Below are 20,870 nucleotides of genomic sequence, written 5' to 3' on the forward strand. Positions count from 1 at the left end.
GACCACGGAGGACGTCCTCGATGGACAACTACCACCCCTTGGCCTGTGATCTCTACGACTATCTGGAGATCGCCTGCATGCATCGCTATCAACTGGATATCGAACTGGTCGACGGCTCGACCCTACTGGGCCAGGCCCTGACCACGGAAACCACAGCGAGCAAGGAAGAGTTTCTGCTGGTACGTACAGCCGACGGCGAGCAACGCCTGCGCATGGATCGCCTACTGGCGATCACCCCGCAGGATGCAGGCGCCAGCTTTGGTCGAGTACTGTTGAGCGGCAATCGCTGCTAATCGCAGGGCGTCGCGGTGCGCACCGCGTACCCTACGGCGTCCTGCGATGCGGCATTACCACATCAGATCATCAGGAATCTGATAGGCCGCGTAAGGATCGTCGGCATCCGGCTCTTCGACATGGGTATTGAGCAGGACGATGCGCGAGGCATCGCGCTCCTGAATCTTCAGTGCGGCCTCGCGCGGGATGATCTCGTAACCACCGCCATGACGGACGATGGCCAGCCAGCCGTTGGACAGCTTGTTGCGCACCATGGTGTTGACCGGCAGGCGCTTGACCTTCTTGTCATCGACGAAGTTGTAGTAGTCCTCGCCGTCGAGCTTAGGCAGGCGTGAACGCTCGATCAGTTGCTTGACCTGCGCCGCGCAGGCTTTCTGCTCGGCTTTTTCCTGCTGCTGACGATTCAGCTCCTGATCACGTGCGGCCTTTTCGGCTTGCGCCTGCAGTGCGGCCTGGCGTGTGCTGTCATCCAGTTCGGCCTGGCCTTTTTGCACCAGACGCTTTTGCTTTTGCTGTTGCTTGCCAGCCTGCTTGGCCTGTTTTTCATTGACCAGGCCGGCTTTGAGCAGCTGGTCGCGCAGGGAAAGACCCATGACTAAAGATCCCGAACATGATTCAGTTGCGGCAGCGACGCAAATTCGCGCTGCCAGTCCAAGGCGCCCAGCATAAGGGCTAAGCAGCGGCGGCTCCAGCCTTTAGGAGCGACCGGGCGGCGAACCGCTTCAGTCGCGAAAGGCGGACAGCAGAGGCTTCGCGGATAAATCGGAACGCCGCCGTGCCTATAGGGTTCAACAGCCTGGCGACTGCTTCTCCAACTTCTTCGCCTCGCCCCAGAGGGCATCCAGTTCCTCCAGCGAGCAACCGTCCATGCTGCGCCCGGCCTCCCGCACGCTCTGTTCGATAAAGCGAAAGCGCCGCTCGAACTTGCCATTGGCTGCCCGTAGCGCAGCCTCAGGATCAACCTTCAGGTGCCGTGCCAGGTTGCTGACGACGAACAGCAGATCGCCGATCTCCTCGGCCACCGCCTCGGCATCGTTTTCACTCATGGCTTCGAGCACTTCATCCAGCTCTTCGCGCACCTTGTCCACCACCGGCAAAGCATCGGGCCAGTCGAAGCCAACCTGGGCCGCACGCTTCTGCAGTTTGGCCGCACGCGACAGTGCAGGCAGCGCGCTTGGCACATCATCGAGCAGGGAGAGCAGCTCGGGTTCGGCGGCCTTTTCGGCGCGTTCCTGCGCCTTGAGCTCTTCCCAACGCTGCTTGACCGCTGCTTCTTCCAACTTGGCGGCGTCCGGCGCCCCGTACAGATCACCGTCGGGGAATACATGCGGATGGCGACGAATCAGCTTGCTGGTGATGCCATCGACCACGCGGGCAAAATCGAAACGCCCCTCCTCCTGCGCCAGCTGGCTGTAATAGACCACCTGGAACAGCAGGTCGCCCAGCTCACCCGGCAGATGCTCGAAGTCGCCACGCTCGATGGCGTCGGCGACCTCGTAAGCCTCCTCCAGGGTGTAGGGCGCGATGCTCGCGTAGCTTTGCTTGAGATCCCACGGGCAGCCGTGTTGCGGGTCACGCAGACGGGCCATCAGATGCAGCAGATCGTCGAGTTGGTACATAAAAAACTCCTGGGCTGCACGCTACAAGCGGCAAGCCACAAGAAAAGGCGCAGCGGCGCCTTTGACTTGCTGCTTGTCACCTGAAGCGTGCCGCTTAATTGGCCCGCTGGCGACGCGCCTCGATGATGTTGGGTAACTGGCCGATGCGCGCCAGCAGACGACCCAGGGCATCGAGCCCTGGAATCTCCACGGTGATCGACATGGAGGCGGTGTTGTCCTCCTTGTTCGAGCGGGTGTTGACCGCCAGCACGTTGAGTTTTTCGTTGAGCAGTACCTGGGTGACGTCACGCAGCAGACCGGAACGGTCGTAGGCCTTGATGACGATTTCCACCGGGTAGGTCTGCACCGGCACCGGCCCCCAGCTCACCTGGATCATCCGCTCCGGCTCGCGCGCAGTTTGCTGCAACGCCGTCGGACAATCCTGACGATGGATGGTGACGCCACGGCCAAGAGTGATGTAACCGACGATCGGGTCGCCCGGCAGCGGCTGGCAACAGCCGGCCATCTGTGTCAGCAGGTTGCCGACGCCCTGGATCTGAATGTCGCCGCGCTTGCCCGGCTTGAACCCCTGCGCCTTGCGCGGGATCAGTTCCAGCTGCTCGTTGCCGCGCTCCGGCTCGAGCAGTTGCTGCGCCAGGTTGACCGCATGAGCCAGACGCACGTCGCCGGCCCCCAAGGCGGCGAACAGGTCCTCGGCGGTTTTCAGGTTGGCCTTCTCGGCCAGCTTGTCGAAGTCCGCACCGACCAGGGCCAGGCGCGCCAGCTCGCGCTCAAGCAACTGCTTGCCAGCGGCGACGTTCTGGTCGCGATCCTGCAGCTTGAACCAGTGGACGATCTTCGCCCGCGCGCGGCTGGTGGTGACATAGCCCAGGTTGGGGTTGAGCCAGTCGCGGCTCGGCGAGCCCTGCTTGCTGGTGATGATTTCCACCTGCTCGCCGGTTTGCAGGCTGTAGGTCAGCGGCACGATACGGCCGTTGATCTTGGCGCCGCGGCAGTTGTGGCCGATCTCGGTGTGCACGCGGTAGGCGAAGTCCAGCGGTGTGGCGCCCTTGGGCAGGTCGATGGCGTGGCCGTCGGGGGTGAACACGTAGACTCGATCCGGCTCGATATCCACGCGCAACTGCTCGGCCAGGCCGCCGATATCGCCCAGTTCTTCGTGCCACTCGATGACCTGACGCAGCCAGGAAATCTTCTCTTCGTAGTGGTTGGAGCCGGACTTGACGTCGGTGCCCTTGTAGCGCCAGTGCGCGCACACACCCAGCTCGGCCTCTTCGTGCATGGCGTGGGTGCGTATCTGCACCTCCAGCACTTTGCCTTCCGGGCCGAGCACGGCGGTGTGCAGCGAGCGGTAGCCGTTCTCCTTGGGGTTGGCGATGTAGTCGTCGAACTCCTTGGGAATGTGCCGCCACAGGGTATGCACGATGCCCAGGGTGGTGTAGCAATCACGCACCTCTGGCACCAGCACACGTACCGCACGCACGTCGTAGATCTGGCTGAATTGCAGGCCCTTGCGCTGCATCTTGCGCCAGATCGAATAGATATGTTTCGCCCGGCCGCTGATATCGGCCTTGATACCGGTGGCTTCCAGCTCCTGACGCAGATTCGCCATAGCGTCGTTGATGTACTGCTCGCGATCGAGGCGACGCTCGTGCAGTAGCTTGGCGATCTGCTTGTACTGCTCCGGCTCCAGGTAGCGGAAGGACAGATCCTCCAGCTCCCACTTGATATGGCCGATGCCCAGGCGATGCGCCAGCGGTGCGTAGATGTCGAACACCTCGCGCGCCACGCGCTGGCGCTTCTCTTCGTCGGCTTCCTTGACCGCGCGGATGGCGCAGGTGCGTTCGGCCAGCTTGATCAGCGCCACACGCACGTCGTCGACCATGGCCACCAGCATCTTGCGCAGGTTCTCCACCTGCGTCTGCGAGCCGAGCACCACGGATTCACGCGGGTTGATACTGGCGCTGATCGCCGCCATGCGCAGCACGCCTTCGATCAGCTTGGCCACCACCGGGCCGAAACGCTGGTGCACGGCAGCCAGGGTTATCTTGCCCTCGCGCACACCGCGATAGATGATCGCCGCGACCAGCGAATCCTGATCGAGCTTGAGATCGGCGAGGATTTCCGCGATGTCGAGACCGGCGCGGAATGTCGACGCGCCCTCGCTCCAGTGATGCTGGGTGGTGTTGGCCTGCTGCTCCAGATCGCGGGCGAACTCGCAGGCCTCTTGCAGCGCCTGGCGATCCAGTGCCGGATCGACGCGAGTGACATGCTCCAACCAGGCCTCGAGATTGATGCTGCCGTCATCGTTGACTGGCTGATGCGCTCTCACCTGAACCATCGTCTTACCTTCCCTACGGTGCGCATGAGTCGCACCGAACAGTCGCCGGCCTTCTCTGAGCCGGTCGGATTAACTGAAAGGATGCGCGTCCTGCACACCCCTGCGGTACCGAACGTACCGCCTTGGCCCGAGCCCTAGGGCTCGGGTTTCTCGAATAGAGCCATGGCCTCGACATGCGCGGTTTGCGCAAACATGTCGAGAATCCCGGCGCGACGCAGGCGATAGCCTTGCTGCACCAACTCGGCGGCGTCGCGCGCCAGCGTGGTCGGGTTGCAGGATACATAGACCAGGCGCTGCGCGCCCAACTCACTCATCCCACGTACCACTTCCAGCGCCCCGTCGCGCGGCGGATCGAGCAGTACCGCGGTAAAACCGCCGCGCGCCCAGGCCTCATTGGCCAGCGGGTTGGACAGGTCAGCACGATAAAAGTGCGCATTGCCCAAGCCGTTGTTGCGCGCGTTGTCAGATGCCCGCTGCACCATCGCCTCGACGCCCTCCACAGCCACCACCTCGGCCGCCTGACGCGCCAGCGGCAGGGCGAAATTGCCCAGGCCGCAGAATAGATCCAGGACCCGCTCAGCAGGTTGTACTGCCAACCAGTCTAGCGCCTGAGCGACCATCGCCTCGTTGACCAGACCATTGACCTGTACGAAATCACCCGGGCGATAGGCCAATTGCAACTGCCAGCGCGGCAACTCGAACCCCAGCGCCGCGGACGGATCGTCCGGCTGTGGCTGCCCGTCGCCCTGCAGCCACAGCTGTGCGCGATGCTCGTCACAGAAGGCGCGCAGGCGCTCGAGGTCAGTTTCTGTCAGCGCAGCGGTATGGCGTAGCAGTACGGCTTCGGCGGTACCGCTGAACAACTCGACGTGCCCGACTGCCTGCGGCTTTTCCAGACTGCGCAGCAAGGCCGGCAAGGCGCTGAAAATGGACTGCAAGGGCTGTACCAGTACCGGACATTGGTCGATGGCGACGATGTCCTGGCTGGCTTCGGCACGGAACCCGACCTGCAGTTGCCGGCCCTTTGCATCCCAGCGCACGGCAATGCGCGCGCGGCGGCGGTAGCCGAACTCCGGCCCTATCAGGGGCGCAGCCCACTCATCCGGCTGCACGCCGCCCAGACGCGACAACTGCTCGGTGAGCGTGCGCTGTTTCAGGGCGAGCTGGTCGGCATGCGGCATGTGCTGCAGGTTGCAACCGCCACAGCGGTCGGCATGAATGCAGGGTGCCTGACGGCGCTCGCTGCTGGCGGTGATGATGCGTTCGACGCGCGCCTCGACGGTCTGGCTGCGGGCGCTGAGTACCCGCGCCTCGACCTCTTCACCGGCCAGTGCGCCGCTGACGAACCAGGTGCGCCCGCCTTCGAAGGCGATGCCGCGACCGTCGCCGGCCAGACGCTCGATGGCGAGTTTCTGCTTCTTGCCGACCGGCACCTGCGCTGCACGGCTGCCGCCGCTGGGCTGAAAGCGCAGGTTGGAGCTGCGTCTGGCCATCAGTGCGCCGGTTCTTGGTAAACGCCGGTGGACAGGTAACGGTCGCCTCGATCACAGATGATCGCCACCAGCACCGCGTTCTCCACCTGCTGCGACAGACGCAACATGCCGGCCACCGAGCCGCCGGAAGACACACCGCAGAAGATGCCCTCTTCACGCGCCAGACGACGCATGACGTGCTCGGCCTCGGCCTGGCCCATGTCCATCACCTGGTCGACCCGTTCGGCCTGATAGATCTTCGGCAAGTATTCCTCGGGCCAGCGACGGATGCCCGGAATGGCCGAGCCTTCCTGCGGCTGCAGACCAACGATCTGGATCGCCGGGTTCTGCTCCTTGAGGTAGCGCGAGGTGCCCATGATGGTGCCGGTGGTGCCCATGGAGCTGATGAAGTGGGTGATGGTCCCACCGGTCTGGCGCCAGATTTCCGGGCCGGTACCGCTGTAGTGCGCCTCGGGGTTGTCGCCATTGGCGAACTGATCGAGCACCTTGCCGCGCCCTTCGGCCTGCAGCTTCTCGGCCAGATCACGCGCGCCCTCCATGCCCTCTTCCTTGCTGACCAGGATCAGCTCGGCACCGTAGGCGGTCATCGCCCACTTGCGCTCGGCGGTGGAATTGTCCGGCATGATCAGGATCATCTTGTAGCCCTTGATCGCCGCCGCCATGGCCAGGGCGATGCCGGTGTTGCCGCTGGTGGCTTCGATCAGGGTGTCGCCAGGCTGGATATCGCCACGCAGCTCGGCGCGATTGATCATCGACAGCGCCGGGCGGTCCTTGACCGAGCCGGCCGGGTTGTTGCCTTCCAGCTTGACCAGCAGGGTGTTGCTGGTGTCGCCGCCCAGGCGCTGCAGGCGCACCAGGGGCGTGTTGCCGATGCAGTCGGCGATGGTGGGGAATTGCAGGGTCATGGGTCGCTCGAATCCAGACTGACGCGAAGGGGCGTCATGATACGCCGAACCCGTCGGTTCATCACGCCATGATCGGTTGCAGAGCATGATCGAGACATGACCCGGACTGCATCCGGGTCATGTCACATCTTATTGCGCAGCGGCGAAATCCTTCAGGGTACTCATCAACCCCTGATAGCCACCAGTGGCGATGTACCAGGTCGCCGGCTCGAGATAGAACACCTTGCCATCGATCCAGGCCTTGCTGGCTGCTATGCCGGCATGCTTGCCCAGGGTTTCGTCGGCCTTGCCCTCGCCACCGGTCGCCGCACCACGATCGAGGATCACCAGCCACTGCGGCTGTTCTTGCAACGCTGCCTCCAGGCGCACCTTCTGCCGCTCGCGCAGTTGTCTGGCCTCCGGTGAATCCGGCGCCGGGCGCCCCTGCGCAGCACTCGCCGGGTCCACCGACTCGACCACCGAGCGAGTACCCAGCACTTCGTTGAGCATGCCGAAACGCTCGCCCGGCGCATGCAGCATCAGCGCGTCATTAACTGTGAACAGCGTCAGCGCGCTCTGGCCGGTAGTCTTTGCATGAACGGCAGCCAGTTCCTTATCCAGCTGTGTCTGGAGCTGTGCGGCCTGCGCCTGCTTTTCGAAGATCTCGCCCAGCACTTTCAGATTACCCTGCACGCCTGCCAGGAAGTGGGCTGGGGCGATGCTCAGGTCGATAGTCGGCGCCAGCGCCGAAAGCGCCTTGAACTGATTGCTGGAACGACCGCCGATGATGATCAGGTCCGGCTTGAGACGCTCCAAAGCCGCCTGATCCGGCTCGAACAGGGTGCCAACATTGACGGCCTTGCGCCCTTCGTATTTCGCCTTCAGGTAGGCCGGCCCTGACATCTGCGGCACGCCTTCGGCGGCGATGCCAAGGGCGTCGAGCGTGTCGAGCACGCCCAGATCGAAAACGGCGACGCGCTTGGGCGTCTCGCTCAGTGTCAGCTTGCCCTGGCCATGTTCGATGGCCAGCGGGTAGGCGGCCTGGGCGGCCGACACTGCGCACATCAGCGCGCCAAGGTACAGCAGGTTCGTCAGGGTACGCTTGAACAGCGTCATATCGCTTTCCTCGCTTTTTGAGTATTCGTGGATGCCGTAGCGGCGCGCCAGGAGCTGGCGCCAAAGGCCACCCGGAGGGGCTCCAGGGCGGCCTGATTAAGGCGCTGCGGATCAGAAGTTCTGCGTCAGGCCGAACACGTATCGCCTGCCATCGAGGTTGTAGGCGTAGTCATCGTCGGTGGTGACTTCCTTGTTGGTGACGTTGTACACGCCGAACTTCAGACTGAGATCCCTGGTCGGCCTGTACACCAGACCGACGTCGGCAAAGGTATAGGACGGGTAGGTCACGCCGTTGGTGGACGCGCCGCTGGTACCGGTCTGCCAGCGGCCGGATGTCTCGCCCCGGTAGTTGAGTTGGGTCCAGAGGTTCAATTTCTCCGTGGCCTGCCAGTCCAACGAGACGTTGAACATGTGCTTGGCCATGTCGTTGAGCGGCTCGCCCTTGTACTGACCGGTCTTCTGCTCCGTGCTGGTATAGGTGTAGCTGTGGCGGTACATCAGGTTGTCGAGCAGCTGGTAATCCAGGGTGAACTCCACACCCTTCAGCTCCGCCTCGTCCACGTTCTCGTAGGCGGTGTAGCCGTACTGATGCGCCGGGTAGGTAGTGCCGTTGTATACGCAGGGCACGTTCGGCTGGCAGACGCGGCCAGTACGGTTGATCTTGTCCTTGTAGTCGGTCTGATAGACAGCCAGGGTCGTGTTGAGGCCCAGATCGAAGTTTTCGTAACCGATGCCGATCTCGCGGTTGAGGCTGGTCTCCGGCGTCAGCTCGGGGTTACCGATGATTACGCCGCCCCTTGAGCTGGAGCCAAAATCGGTGGCGGCCTGGCGCAGGCTGGGCGCCTTGTAACCGGAGGTCACGCCGCCCTTGAGGGTGAAGTTCTCGGTCAGGTGATACACGGCATAGACCTTGGGACTGACTTCGCTGCCGAACGCCTCGTTGTCGTCGTAGCGGGCACTGAGGGTCAGCGACAGGTCGTCGGTCAGGCTCCAGTTGTCTTCCAGGAAGATCGAATTCTGGTAGCGCTCCATCTCCACGACGGCATCGGCAACCGCAACGACCGGCGGGCGCAGGCCGCTGCTGGCACCGTCCTTGAGCTCTTCGTACTTGTGGGTCAGGCCACCTGTCAGTGCGTGGGAGCCAAGGAAATAGGTCGCCTGGGTATTGGCCGTCAGTACGCTGTACTCGATGCCATTGCCGGTATTGGCGTTGACTCGCGTCGGGTTCTCCGAGGTGTCGTAGTTGACGTAGGTATCCAGCAGCAGGTTGTCGTAACGCCCTTCGTGGGTGATGGCGTAGGTCTTGAGGATCGACTCGTTGTAGCTCGGCTCGTCGGCCACGTCGATGCTCTTGCCCGGATTGGCCCAACGGCGTTGCAGCGCTTCGTTGTAGTTGAAGGTGACCAGGTTCTGCTCGTTGATGTTCCAGCCCAGCTTGCCGCCCAGGTTGCTTCTTCTGTACCTGGGATCGGAGGCAGCGCTGTCGTCACCGCCGAGGAAATGGCTTTCGTCCTGATGCAGGAATGAACCGTTGACCTGCAGGGCCAGCACATCCTCGATCAGCGGCGCATTCAGATAGGCACTGGTCTGATAGCCGTCCTCGTTCACCTTGTTGGCGCTATCGGCCAGGCTGTACTCGGTGGTGACGCTACCGGCGAACTCGTTGCGAATTTTCTTGGTGATGATGTTGATCACCCCGCCCATGGCATCGGAGCCATACAAGGACGAAGCCGGGCCACGAATGACTTCGATGCGCTCGATCGCCTCGATGGGTGGCAGGAAATTGATCGGCGTACCGTTCTGGGTACCGTTGAGGCCGAAGGAGTCGTTGCCCTGCATCGGCCGCCCATCGATCAGAAACAGCGTATAGCCCGAGGTCATACCGCGGATCTGGATCGAGCGCTCCACCCCGCCACCCGCGATCTGTACCCCGGCCACATTCTTCAGCGCGTCGGTCACATCGGTATAGGAGCGCTTCTTCAACTCCTCGGCGGAAATGACCGTGATGGCTGCGGGAGCATCCTTGACGCTTTGCTCGAAGCCCGTTGCAGTGACCACTACCGCACCAAGCTCCAGCTGCTTGGGTTGCTCTTCGGCAGCCACCGAGCAGGCCAACGAAGCCAACGTGATCGCCAGAAGGGTTTTCGTGCTTGCGGGACGCGCCGGTGCATCGAGACGTCGCGTATTGAATGGCATGTGAATGGCTCCCTGTGATCGAAGTGAATCGAGTTGTCGGCTGACTGCCAGCGACCGTCCCGCACAGAAGCCCTCCTCCTGCACACCCCGGACATCGCCTGGCTGGCGACTTCATCTCGGCACATCAGCAACGCTCGCCTGGCTCAGCCGACCGAGCGGTGACGAAGGCCGAAAGCCATGTAGAGGACCGGAGCAAAACGGCGCAGCGTCGCCAGCGACGCATCAGGAAGGAAAAAGCATTGCGACTATCCGCCGGCCCTGACAGGCTCGGCGCAAATAGTATTTATTTACATTTGAGAGTAAATCGAATTTACGAACTATACACTTTGCAGGCGCAGCTTGAGCCGCAGCCCTGGCCTGGCGTTTTCCGCCCATAGATGACCGCCCTGGGTGGCGATCATGCTGCGAGCGATGGCCAGCCCCAGACCGAAGCCATCGCCACCAGGCCGTGCGGCACTGAGCCGGGTGAAGGGACGAAAGATGGCTTCCAGTTCGCCCTCGGCGACTCCCGGTCCCTGATCCTCGATCCACAGCAACCACTGCCCCCCTTCACGCCGCCCGGCCAGGCGTACCACACCGCCGTCGGGCGAGTGGCGAATGGCATTGCGCAGGATGTTCTCCAGAGCCTGTGCCAGGCCGTTGAGGTTGCCCAGCACCCGACAGTCTGCAGGCAGCTGGCAGGGCATGCGCTCGATGGCCCAGCCGCTCTCGAAGCAGGCGTTCTCCCTGATCACGTCCCAGAGCCGACCGAGATCGACCTCTTCCAGTGGCAGGCTGGGCCGTTCGGTATCCAGCCAGACCAGCTCTAGGGCGTCGCCGACCAGCTTTTCCATTTCCTCGATCTCACGCGCCAGGCGCTGACGCAGCGCCTCGCCGTCCTGCTCGCTCTCCCCTGCCACGCGCAAGCGGGCCAATGGCGTACGCAATTCATGGGACAGATCACGCAGCAGCTGGCGCTGGAAGGCCACGGTGCCATCCAGTCGTTCGGCCATATGATCGAAGGTTCGCGCCAGCTCGCCCAACTCATCCTTGCGCCTTGTCACCTGCGGCCCCAGTCGGGCGGAAAGGTCGCCAGCGCTGAGCGCGGCAGCCTGCCGCCGGAGGATCGCCAACGGAGCGATCAGCAGACGGTACAGCAGCAGCGCCACGACGATTGCCAGAATCGCCGGCAATACGCGCTGCAGCAGCAGCTCCCATAGCTCGTTGTACCGGCGCGGATTCAGGCGCTGCGGCAGCTCCATCACCAGCCGGGCATCGCTGTCGGCAAAGGGGATATAGAAGGTTGGCGTACCGCCCGGCCGTCCTACGGAGAAATCGAGCCTGCGAACGAAGTCCAGGCGCTGCTCCTGCTCGGTGTTCAACGGCTGCGAGGACAGCGAGTGCTTGTGCGAATCGACCACCACGGCCCAGATTCGCTCGCGCTCCTGCAACCGCTGGAGAAAGGTATCGACACCCGGCGCGCCCTCCTCTTGCCACGCCGTTTCCGCTTCTCGGGCATAACCCTTGAGCGTCTGCCGGGTGGAATCGGGCAGATAAGACGTCGCCTCGATCAGCTCGCGGCCGACGTCCACATGCAGGCTGACCAGCAGCAGACAGAACAGGGCCAGCGCACCGGCCAGGCGCCAGAGCAGTGAGTGTCTACCCGGCAGACTCATATGCAGGAATTGACCAGAACGTAGCCCTTGCCCCACACGGTATCGATGCGCGCGGCCTCGTAGCCGAGGGCCTGCAGCTTGCGACGGATATGGCTGACGTGCATGTCCAGGCTGCGGTCATGCTGAGAATAAGCACGACGTAATGCCTGCTGATAAAGGAAGGGCTTGCTCAGGGCCTCGTCGCGATGCCGCCAGAGCAACTCCAGCACGCGGTACTCACTGGGCGTCAGGCCCACCCAGGTACCTGAGAAGGCGACATCGCTGCGCCCTTCATCGAACTGCAAGCCACCGTCGACGCTGCCGAGGTGCTGCTCGCGACGCTCATAGGCGACCCGACGCAGAATCGCCTCGACCCGCACGCCGAGTTCACCGAGGCTGAAAGGTTTGGGCAGATAATCGTCGGCACCCTGACTGAACCCGGCGATGCGATTCTGCTCATCGCCCAGGGCCGACATCAGCAGTACCGGCACGCTGCGGCGCTGACGCAGACGCTGCAGCACCTCCAGGCCATTGGTGCCGGGCAGAAGGATGTCCATCAGCACCAGATCGAAATCTTCGCTTTCGGCCAACTGCAAACCTTCGCTGCCATCGTGACTCAAGGTCACGTCGAACCCGCAGCTCATCAGGTGCGACTGCACGTGGCTGGCAAGCAAGGGGTCATCCTCGACGGCAAGGATGCGAGCCGAGGTAGGTGTACGGGTCATCATGGTGGTCAACCGGGAGACATTGAATGCGAACAATTCTATCTACTAAACGCTAATCTCACACCTACAGATTCCCCCGCGCCGAATCGCTACACTGCCCAGATGTTCCGAAGGAGGAAGGTCGTGTTCAAAGATCTCAGCATCAAAGGGCGCGTACTGCTGCTCACCCTGCTGCCCACCAGCCTGCTGGCCTTGGTGCTGGGCGGTTATTTCACCTGGGTGCAGCTATCGGGCTTGCAGACTCAATTGCTGCAGCGCGGCGAGATGCTGGTCGAACACCTGGCCCCCCTGGCGGCGCCGGCTCTGGAACAGAAGGACGTGAAGAAGCTCGAGCGTATCGCCCAGCAGGCGCTGGAGCACCCGGACGTTCGTGCGGTCGGTTTTCTTGCCCCTGAGCGCGCCTCCCTGGCGCACGCCGGCCCCAGCATGCTCAACCCCACGCCCAGCGGCCAGCCGGGCGTCAGCCTGCTCAGTGGCCAGGATGCCACGCGCTTTCTGCTGCCGGTCTACGACCAGCACCTGGTGCTCAACGACACCCTCGCCGAAGACGGTCAACTGGAGCTGCTCGGCTGGGTCGAGCTAGAACTCTCGCACCAGGGCACACTGCTCAGCGGCTACCGCAGCCTGTTCGCCAGCCTGCTGCTGATCGCCGGCGGCCTTGCCGTCACCGCCCTGCTCGCCCTGCGCATGAGCCGCAGCATCAACGGCCCACTGCGCGCGATCAAGGCCGGGGTCGCACAGCTCAAGGACGGTCATCTGGAAACCCGCCTACCACCATTGGGCAGCCATGAAATGGACGAGCTGGCCTCTGGCATCAACCGCATGGCCGAGGCGCTGCAGAACGCCCAGGAAGAACTGCAACACAGCATCGAGCAGGCCACAGAAGACGTGCGTCAGAACCTGGAGACCATCGAGATCCAGAACATCGAACTGGACTTCGCGCGCAAGGAGGCCCTGGAAGCCAGCCGTATCAAGTCCGAATTCCTGGCCAACATGAGCCACGAGATCCGCACCCCGCTCAACGGCATTCTCGGCTTCACCAACCTACTGCAGAAGAGCGAGCTCAGCCCGCGCCAGCAGGACTATCTGTCGACCATCGAGAAGTCCGCCGACAGCCTGCTCGGCATCATCAACGAGGTGCTCGACTTCTCCAAGATCGAAGCCGGCAAGCTGATGCTCGAATCCATCCCCTTCAACCTGCGTGACCTGCTACAGGACACCCTGACCATCCTCGCCCCCGCAGCCCATGAAAAGCAGCTGGAACTGGTCAGCCTGATCTACCGCGACACGCCGCTGGCCCTGCGCGGCGACCCGCTGCGCCTGAAGCAGGTACTGACCAACCTGGTCAGCAACGCGATCAAGTTCACCCGCGAAGGCACCATCGTCATGCGCGCCATGGTCGAGGACGAGAGCGCCGACAGCGCGCAGCTGCGCATCAGCGTGATGGACACCGGCATCGGCCTGTCGGATGAGGACCTGCGTGCGCTGTTCCAGGCTTTCAGCCAGGCCGACAACTCGCTCAGCCGCCAGGCCGGCGGCACCGGCCTTGGCCTGGTGATTTCCAAGCGCCTGATCGAGCAGATGGGCGGCGAGATCGGCGTCGACAGCACGCCAGGCGAAGGCTCGGAATTCTGGATCACCCTGACCCTGCCCAAGGCACGCGACGATGCCGAAGATCTGCCGCGCGCAGCCTTTCAGGGGCGTCGTGTGGCTGTGCTGGAAAGTCACGAACTGGCGCGCCAGGCACTGACCCACCAGCTTGAGGACTGCGGCCTGGAGGTGGAGAGTTTCTCCGATCCCGCTCAGCTCTTCGAAGCGGTGAACAACCAGCACACGCGCGAACGCCCGCTGAGCCTGGCAGTGCTGGGCATTACCGCCAGCCAGCTGGCGCCCGAGAGTCTCGGCCAACGGATATGGGATCTCGACCGCCTCGGCTGCAAAGCGCTGGTACTCTGCCCGACCACCGAGCTGGGCCTGTTCCACGACTCGCTGCCCGACGCTTATAACCAGCTGCAGGCCAAGCCCCCTTGCACACGCAAGCTGCATAAAGCGCTGCTAGAACTGGTCAGCCCACAACGGCCGATCAGCGAGCCGGTGGTGATCAGCGATACCCGCCGACCACAGATTCTCTGCGTCGACGACAACCCGGCGAACCTGCTGCTGGTGCAGACCCTGCTCGACGATCTTGGTGCCCAGGTGACTGCCGTCGACAGCGGCTACGCGGCGATAGAAGCGGTGCAGCAGGACAGCTTCGACCTGGTGTTCATGGACGTGCAGATGCCCGGCATGGATGGACGCGAAGCTACCGAAGTGATTCGCCAATGGGAAAGCGAACAGAGCCGCAGCACCACACCGATCATCGCCCTCACCGCCCATGCCCTGGCCAACGAGAAGCGCGCCCTGTTGCAAAGCGGCATGGACGACTACCTGACCAAGCCGATCAACGACCGCCAGTTGGCCCAGGTGGTGCTCAAGTGGACCGGCCTTAACCTGCGCAACGCCCCAACGCACAAGGCCGCCCCGCCCGCCCCTGCGCAGTCGCAACCCAAGGTGCTCGACAATGAGGAAGGCCTGCGTCTGGCAGCCGGCAAGCCCGACCTGGCCGCCGATATGCTGAGCATGCTGCTGGCAGGCCTGCCCGGTGACCGTCAGGCCATCCGCCAGGCTCGCGCTAGCGGTGAACGCACAACGCTGATCGAGCGGGTTCACCGCCTGCACGGCGCTACCCGCTACTGCGGCGTGCCCCAGCTGCGCGCTGCCTGCCAGCGCAGCGAGACCCTGCTCAAACAGGACGACCCCGAAGCTCAGCGTGCCCTGGACGAGCTGGACGCAGCGATCGAGCGCCTGAGCGAAGCCGCCGCGCAAAGCGCTTGAGGACCCCATATGCGCATCTGCCTGTTCAGCAGCAAACCCTATGACCGTGACTCGTTTCTCGCGGCAAACTGCCCGCCCGACTGGCATCTGCAGTTCCACGAAACACGCCTGACCGCCGACAGCGTGGCATTGGCCAAAGGCAGCGAGGTGGTCTGCGCCTTCATCAATGACGACCTGTCCGCCCCGGTGCTGGAGCAATTGGCCGCTGATGGCACGCGCCTGATCGCCCTGCGCTCGGCCGGCTACAACCATGTCGACCTGGCAGCGGCGCAGCGTCTCGGCCTGCCGGTAGTGCGGGTGCCGGCCTATTCGCCCCACGCCGTGGCCGAACACGCGGTGGCCCTGATCATGGCCCTCAATCGACGCACCCACCGGGCCTTCAATCGCACCCGCGAAGGGGACTTTTCCCTGCACGGTCTGACCGGCTTCGACCTGCATGGCAAGTGCGTCGGCGTGGTCGGCGGCGGCAAGATCGGCCAGGTCTTCGCCCGCATCATGCAAGGCTTCGGCTGTCAGGTGCTGATCCACGACCCGTTCCCGTTGAGCGGGCTGGAGGCCCTGGGCGCACGCCAGGCGCCGCTGGATGAGGTGATCGCCAGCAGCGACATCCTCAGCCTGCACTGCCCGCTGACCGATGCCAGCTACCACCTGATCGACCGTGAACGCCTGGCCCAGATGAAGCGCGGCGCCATGCTGATCAACACCGGTCGCGGCGCCCTGGTCGATGCTCCCGCACTGATCGAAGCGCTGAAGAGCGGCCAGCTCGGCTACCTGGGCCTGGACGTCTACGAGGAAGAGTCGGAGCTGTTCTTCGAGGATCACTCCGACCTGCCGCTGCAGGACGACACCCTGGCCCGCCTGCTGAGCTTCCCCAACGTCATCATCACCGCGCACCAGGCCTTTCTCACCCACGAGGCACTCGCAGCCATCGCCCACACCACCCTGGACAACATCGAGGCCTGGCTAGCCGGCCGGCCAAGCAATGAGGTCAAGGCCGGCGCGTGATAGCATGCCGGCTGATCCGGAGGACCCATGGCCGAACACGATTTCCGTTATTCCCTGCTCAACCCGCAACACACCCTCACCGAATGCCGCGCACTGGCGCCGGGCCGCTACCAGGTCACCGGCAACGGCGGCTCGATCCAGGCCAACGACGTGCTGCTGGTCACCCTCAAGGGCAGCCGCGACCTGCACATGCGCCTGGAAGTGGAGAAGGTTCGCCACCTGATCAACCCGCCCGGCCAATGGCTGGCCGTGTGCAAGGGTCCGCAGTTCAAGGAACTGGCCATCCATAACTGGCAGGTGAACTGCGACAGCTGCGGCAAGCAGCTGGATTTCGAATTCGCCGTCGATGCGGCTCTTGGCAAAGCCGCGCAAGCGCCAGCCGCCGAAGCCCGCATCACCGAGCTGGGCTGGCGCAACGACGCTGGTCGCCACCTATGCCGCACCTGCCAGGAGGCCTGACAGCATGAGTCGCGCCCTGCCCATCGCCCTGCTCGCCGCCACCTTGGTCGGCTGCGCCAGCGACGCACCGCAGTTGGAAACCGAACGCAGCTACCAAGTGGAATGGATCGGCGAACGCCCGCTGATAGACCGCAGCCACCTGACCGTGACTTTTGCCGCTGACGGTCGCGCTCACGGTCACGCCGGCTGCAATCACTGGTTCGCTGGCTACATCTTAAAAGGTGACGCCGTCCGTTTCGAAACCCCGGGTAGCACCCGCAAGATGTGCGCGCCTTCATTGATGGAACAGGAGCAGCGCTTTCTAGCAGCATTGACGGAAGTGCAGCGCTGGGACTTCAACGACATCGGCCAACTGCAACTGTGGCCGGCCAGCGGCAAACCGATTCGCCTCTGGCCGCAATAATCGAGCCGCGTGGATACTCTGTGGGAGGCGCTTCAGCGGCGACGTCTTTATCGATGATCGCGGCTAAAAGGCCGTTGAAAAACGTAGGCGAGGCAGCCAGTGCAAGGCAAAAACAGGCGAAAAAGCGGAGTTTACGATCTGTAAATGAGCATTTTGAGCCTGTTTTTAACGCAGCAATGGCAACGCAGGTAGTTTTTCAACAGCCTGCTAAAGCCCCTCCCACAACAGCACCTACGCGAACAGCTCCAGCTGCTCCTGCCGCCCGCGCAGATCATGCAGCCTGACGCCCACCCCGAGCAGGCGCACCGGCTTGCCGCCCCGGGCAAAGGCGTTGCTCAGCAATAGCCGATAGCTTTCCAGATCCCGACTGGCCCCCGCCTGCTCAAGGGTGGTCTGGGTAAAGTCGTGAAATTTGACTTTGACGAAGGGTTTGTCCGGTCGATAGCTGGCGTCCAGCCGCTGCAAACGACCGTTCATCTCCTCGAGCAGCGCCGGCAGCTTCTTCAGGCAGGCCTCCAGGTCGGGCAGGTCCTGATCGTAGGTGTTCTCGACGCTCAGTGATTGGCGACGACTGTCCACCTGCACGGCACGTTCGTCTATGCCGTGGGCCAGGCGCCACAAGCGCTCACCAAAACTGCCGAACTCACGCACCAGCGCCAGCTTGTTCCATTCACGCAGATCCAGGCAGGTACGAATCCCCAGGCGCGTCAGCTTGTCGGCCGTTACCTTGCCGACGCCATGCAGCTTGTTCACCGGCAACTCGGCAACGAAATCGTCGACCTGATCCGGGGTGATCACGAACAACCCGTTGGGCTTGCGCCAGTCGCTGGCGATCTTGGCCAGGAACTTGTTCGGCGCCACCCCTGCCGACACGGTGATGTGCAGCTCCTGCGCCACGCGGCGGCGAATTTCCTGGGCAATGCGCGTGGCGCTGCCAGCAAAATGCGCCGACTCGCTGACATCCAGATAGGCTTCGTCGAGCGACAACGGCTCGATCAAGTCTGTGAACTGGCGAAAAATGCCGTGAATCTCGCGGGAAACCGAGCGGTATACCTCGAAGCGAGGCTTGACGATCAGCAGGTCCGGGCACAGCTTCAGCGCATGCCGCGAGGACATCGCCGACCGCACGCCATAGGCACGTGCCTCGTAGTTGCAGGTGGCGATCACTCCACGACGATCAGCCGAGCCGCCAACGGCTAGCGGACGATTGGCCAGGCTCGGGTCGTCACGCATCTCGATGGCGGCGTAAAAGCAGTCGCAGTCAACGTGGATTATCTTGCGCACAACACCCTCGAAAGCCTTGCCAGGTCTGGTCTAACTCGCTGGAGTCTAACAGTTGTTTGAGGCTAACCATCTGAGTTGAAAACAGTTTTTTGAAGATAATAGTTGACGCAAAGCTCTCTACCGGTAGAATGGCGGCCGCGGGATGGAGCAGTCTGGTAGCTCGTCGGGCTCATAACCCGAAGGTCGTAGGTTCAAATCCTGCTCCCGCAACCACCTTCCGAAAAGGCCACTCTCGCGAGTGGCCTTTTTGTTTGCCTGTCGATTAGCATTTTCGATCAAAAGCAAGAAACCGATTGACAAAACTTTCTCCCCGAGTAGAATGGCCGCCGCGGGATGGAGCAGTCTGGTAGCTCGTCGGGCTCATAACCCGAAGGTCGTAGGTTCAAATCCTGCTCCCGCAACCACCTTCAGATAAAGGCCACTCAAACGAGTGGCCTTTTTCGTTTCCGAGTATTGATCTTCCTCAGCTTCACATAAGCCAAGCGGGCCTATGCTGGAGACACCTGCCACAGATGCAGGACATTACCGAGGAAGCCTGTATGAACTGGAAGAACACCCCACCACGTTATGGAAGCCTGTCCATTGGCCTGCACTGGCTGATGCTGATTCTGATCGCCGCCGTCTACGCCTGCATCGAACTCAAGGGCAATTTCCCCAAAGGTAGTGATACCCGCGAGCTGCTCAAGCAATGGCACTTCATGCTCGGTCTGAGCGTCTTCGCCTTGGTCTGGTTGCGCCTGCTCGCTCGTGCGCTGAGCCCTACCCCGGCCATCCAGCCCGCGCCACCGAGCTGGCAAAACCTGCTCGCCAAGCTGATGCACCTGGCCCTGTACGCCCTGATGATCGGCGCGCCGCTGGCTGGCTGGTTGATTCTCAGCGCCGCCGGCAAGCCCATTCCCTTCTTCGGCCTGGAGCTGCCGGCACTGGTCGGCCCGGACAAGGCACTGGCCGGGCAGATCAAGGAACTGCACGAACTGGCTGGCAGCGCCGGCTACTGGCTGATCGGCCTGCACGCGGTCGCTGGTCTGTATCACCATTACGTGGTGCGCGATAACACCCTGACGCGCATGCTGCCGGGGCGCAATTGAGGTGAAGACGCCTCTGGTCAAGTGCCCGATCCGCCGCTAGAATTGCGCACTTTTTGATCAGAGGCGCCCACAAGGCGCCCGTTAGAGGTTAGCCCGCATGTCCACCGCCACCCCGAAAGTCGGCTTCGTCTCGCTCGGCTGCCCGAAAGCGACTGTCGACTCCGAACGCATCCTGACCCAACTGCGCATGGAAGGTTACGAGATCGTACCGACCTACCAGGATGCCGACGTGGTGGTGGTCAATACCTGTGGCTTCATCGACAGTGCCAAGGCCGAGTCGCTCGACGCCATCGGTGAGGCGCTGGCCGAGAACGGCAAGGTGATCGTCACCGGTTGCATGGGCGTGGCCGAGGACAGCATCCGCGACGTACACCCGAGCGTGCTGGCCGTCACCGGCCCGCAGCAATACGAGCAGGTGGTCAATGCCGTGCACGAAGTCATCCCGCCGAAGACCGAGCACAACCCGCTGATCGACCTGGTGCCGCCGCAGGGCATCAAGCTGACCCCGCGCCACTATGCGTACCTGAAGATTTCCGAAGGCTGCAACCATACCTGTAGCTTCTGCATCATCCCGTCGATGCGCGGCAAGCTGGTCAGCCGCCCAGTGGGCGACGTACTGAGCGAAGCCGAGCGCCTGGTCAAGGCCGGCGTGAAAGAGCTGCTGGTGATCAGCCAGGACACCAGCGCCTACGGCGTCGATATGAAGTACAAGCTGGACTTCTGGAACGGCCAGCCGGTGAAAACGCGCATGCTCGAGCTGTGCGAAGCGCTGTCGTCGATGGGCGTGTGGGTGCGCCTGCACTACGTCTACCCCTACCCCAACGTCGATGACGTGATCCCGCTGATGGCCGCCGGCAAGCTGCTGCCCTACCTGGACATCCCCTTCCAGCACGCCAGCCCGAAAGTGCTCAAGTCGATGAAGCGCCCCGCGTTCGAAGACAAGACCCTGGCGCGCATCAAGAAGTGGCGTGAGATCTGCCCGGAACTGACTATCCGCTCCACCTTCATCGTCGGCTTCCCTGGCGAGACCGAGGAAGACTTCCAGTACCTGCTGGACTGGCTGACCGAAGCTCAGCTCGACCGCGTCGGCTGCTTCCAGTATTCCCCGGTCGAAGGCGCGCCGGCCAACGACATGGGCCTGGAGCCGGTACCGGATGAGGTCAAACAGGAGCGTTGGGAGCGTTTCATGGCCCATCAGCAGGCGATCAGCTCGGCGCGTCTGCAGGCCAAGATCGGCCTGGAGATGGACGTACTGGTCGACGAAGTGGATGGCGAAGGCGCCGTGGCGCGCTCCTGGGCCGACGCCCCGGAGATCGATGGCAGCGTGTTCATTGACTCCCCCAACGTCAAGCCGGGCGACAAGGTGCGTGTGCGCATCGTCGATGCCGACGAGTACGATATGTGGGGCGAGCTGGTCTGAGCCAGATCCCTGCATGACGGCCCCCGCAGCATGCGGGG

17 protein-coding genes and 2 tRNA genes are annotated in these 20,870 nt (G+C 63.0%); 9 read left to right on the forward strand and 10 right to left on the reverse strand.

Going from position 1 to position 20,870, the window contains the following annotated elements; all coding sequences use genetic code 11:
• The first annotated feature begins 20 nt into the window (after positions 1-20).
• Complete coding sequence (locus ACNFCJ_RS14770; protein WP_416772094.1) at positions 21-293, forward strand: Rho-binding antiterminator; 273 nt, start codon at positions 21-23, stop codon at positions 291-293.
• A 54-nt stretch (positions 294-347) separates the two neighbouring features.
• On the opposite strand, the gene ACNFCJ_RS14775 is transcribed toward ACNFCJ_RS14770, so the two are convergent.
• The 9 genes from ACNFCJ_RS14775 to ACNFCJ_RS14815 all read right to left on the reverse strand — a co-directional run bounded on the left by ACNFCJ_RS14775 (position 348) and on the right by ACNFCJ_RS14815 (position 12,302).
• The gene (locus ACNFCJ_RS14775; protein WP_416772096.1) at positions 348-887 is read right to left on the reverse strand and encodes a DUF2058 domain-containing protein; all 540 of its coding nucleotides are present in this window, start codon (positions 885-887) and stop codon (positions 348-350) included.
• A 195-nt stretch (positions 888-1,082) separates the two neighbouring features.
• Positions 1,083-1,913 (reverse strand): nucleoside triphosphate pyrophosphohydrolase, encoded by an 831-nt coding sequence (gene mazG, locus ACNFCJ_RS14780; RefSeq protein WP_416772098.1) that lies wholly within the window; start codon positions 1,911-1,913, stop codon positions 1,083-1,085.
• Between the two features lie 94 nt (positions 1,914-2,007).
• Positions 2,008-4,251, reverse strand: a complete 2,244-nt coding sequence (gene relA / locus ACNFCJ_RS14785; protein WP_416772099.1) for a GTP diphosphokinase — start codon at positions 4,249-4,251, stop codon at positions 2,008-2,010.
• Positions 4,252-4,385: 134 nt separating this feature from the next.
• A complete protein-coding gene (gene rlmD / locus ACNFCJ_RS14790; RefSeq protein WP_416772101.1) occupies positions 4,386-5,744 on the reverse strand; it encodes a 23S rRNA (uracil(1939)-C(5))-methyltransferase RlmD in 1,359 nt (452 codons plus the stop codon).
• Positions 5,744-6,649, reverse strand: coding sequence for a cysteine synthase CysM (gene cysM / locus ACNFCJ_RS14795; protein WP_416772102.1), 906 nt, complete (start codon positions 6,647-6,649; stop codon positions 5,744-5,746). The genes rlmD and cysM overlap by 1 nt, the downstream gene beginning before the upstream one ends.
• Before the next feature lie 129 nt (positions 6,650-6,778).
• The gene (locus tag ACNFCJ_RS14800; protein ID WP_416772104.1) at positions 6,779-7,744 is read right to left on the reverse strand and encodes a siderophore ABC transporter substrate-binding protein; all 966 of its coding nucleotides are present in this window, start codon (positions 7,742-7,744) and stop codon (positions 6,779-6,781) included.
• 111 nt (positions 7,745-7,855) lie between these two features.
• Positions 7,856-9,940 carry a TonB-dependent receptor domain-containing protein gene (locus tag ACNFCJ_RS14805; RefSeq protein ID WP_416772106.1) on the reverse strand — a complete coding sequence of 695 codons (2,085 nt, stop codon included), beginning with the start codon at positions 9,938-9,940 and terminating at the stop codon, positions 7,856-7,858.
• A gap of 317 nt (positions 9,941-10,257) precedes the next feature.
• Positions 10,258-11,595: a histidine kinase sensor domain-containing protein gene (locus tag ACNFCJ_RS14810; protein WP_416772108.1), complete on the reverse strand. Its 1,338-nt coding sequence runs from the start codon at positions 11,593-11,595 to the stop codon at positions 10,258-10,260.
• Positions 11,592-12,302, reverse strand: coding sequence for a response regulator transcription factor (locus tag ACNFCJ_RS14815; RefSeq protein ID WP_416772110.1), 711 nt, complete (start codon positions 12,300-12,302; stop codon positions 11,592-11,594). Before ACNFCJ_RS14815 ends, ACNFCJ_RS14810 begins: the two co-directional genes overlap by 4 nt.
• 120 nt (positions 12,303-12,422) lie before the next feature.
• On the opposite strand from ACNFCJ_RS14815, the gene ACNFCJ_RS14820 reads away from it, so the two are divergent.
• The 4 genes from ACNFCJ_RS14820 to ACNFCJ_RS14835 are packed head-to-tail and all read left to right on the forward strand — an operon-like array spanning position 12,423 to position 17,040.
• Positions 12,423-15,173 (forward strand): response regulator, encoded by a 2,751-nt coding sequence (locus ACNFCJ_RS14820; protein WP_416772112.1) that lies wholly within the window; start codon positions 12,423-12,425, stop codon positions 15,171-15,173.
• Positions 15,174-15,182: 9 nt separating this feature from the next.
• Positions 15,183-16,178: a 2-hydroxyacid dehydrogenase gene (locus ACNFCJ_RS14825; protein WP_416772114.1), complete on the forward strand. Its 996-nt coding sequence runs from the start codon at positions 15,183-15,185 to the stop codon at positions 16,176-16,178.
• Positions 16,179-16,205: 27 nt separating this feature from the next.
• Positions 16,206-16,637 carry a hypothetical protein gene (locus tag ACNFCJ_RS14830; protein ID WP_125834578.1) on the forward strand — a complete coding sequence of 144 codons (432 nt, stop codon included), beginning with the start codon at positions 16,206-16,208 and terminating at the stop codon, positions 16,635-16,637.
• A gap of 4 nt (positions 16,638-16,641) precedes the next feature.
• The gene (locus tag ACNFCJ_RS14835; protein WP_416772116.1) at positions 16,642-17,040 is read left to right on the forward strand and encodes an META domain-containing protein; all 399 of its coding nucleotides are present in this window, start codon (positions 16,642-16,644) and stop codon (positions 17,038-17,040) included.
• A 231-nt stretch (positions 17,041-17,271) separates the two neighbouring features.
• Here ACNFCJ_RS14835 and dinB read toward each other — a convergent pair whose 3' ends face one another.
• Positions 17,272-18,324, reverse strand: a complete 1,053-nt coding sequence (gene dinB / locus ACNFCJ_RS14840; RefSeq protein ID WP_416772118.1) for a DNA polymerase IV — start codon at positions 18,322-18,324, stop codon at positions 17,272-17,274.
• A 136-nt stretch (positions 18,325-18,460) separates the two neighbouring features.
• On the opposite strand from dinB, the gene ACNFCJ_RS14845 reads away from it, so the two are divergent.
• The 4 genes from ACNFCJ_RS14845 (at position 18,461) to rimO (ending at position 20,832) form a co-directional block, all read left to right on the forward strand.
• Positions 18,461-18,537, forward strand: a tRNA-Met gene (locus ACNFCJ_RS14845).
• 114 nt (positions 18,538-18,651) lie between these two features.
• Positions 18,652-18,728 (forward strand) — tRNA-Met (locus ACNFCJ_RS14850).
• A 135-nt stretch (positions 18,729-18,863) separates the two neighbouring features.
• On the forward strand, positions 18,864-19,412 hold the full coding sequence (locus tag ACNFCJ_RS14855; protein ID WP_416772119.1) for a cytochrome b: 549 nt from the start codon (positions 18,864-18,866) through the stop codon (positions 19,410-19,412).
• 97 nt (positions 19,413-19,509) lie between these two features.
• The gene (rimO, locus tag ACNFCJ_RS14860; protein WP_416772120.1) at positions 19,510-20,832 is read left to right on the forward strand and encodes a 30S ribosomal protein S12 methylthiotransferase RimO; all 1,323 of its coding nucleotides are present in this window, start codon (positions 19,510-19,512) and stop codon (positions 20,830-20,832) included.
• The last annotated feature ends 38 nt before the right edge of the window (positions 20,833-20,870 follow it).

This window comes from Pseudomonas sp. NY15364 (genome assembly GCF_048068235.1).
Classification (GTDB): domain Bacteria; phylum Pseudomonadota; class Gammaproteobacteria; order Pseudomonadales; family Pseudomonadaceae; genus Aquipseudomonas; species Aquipseudomonas mendocina_D.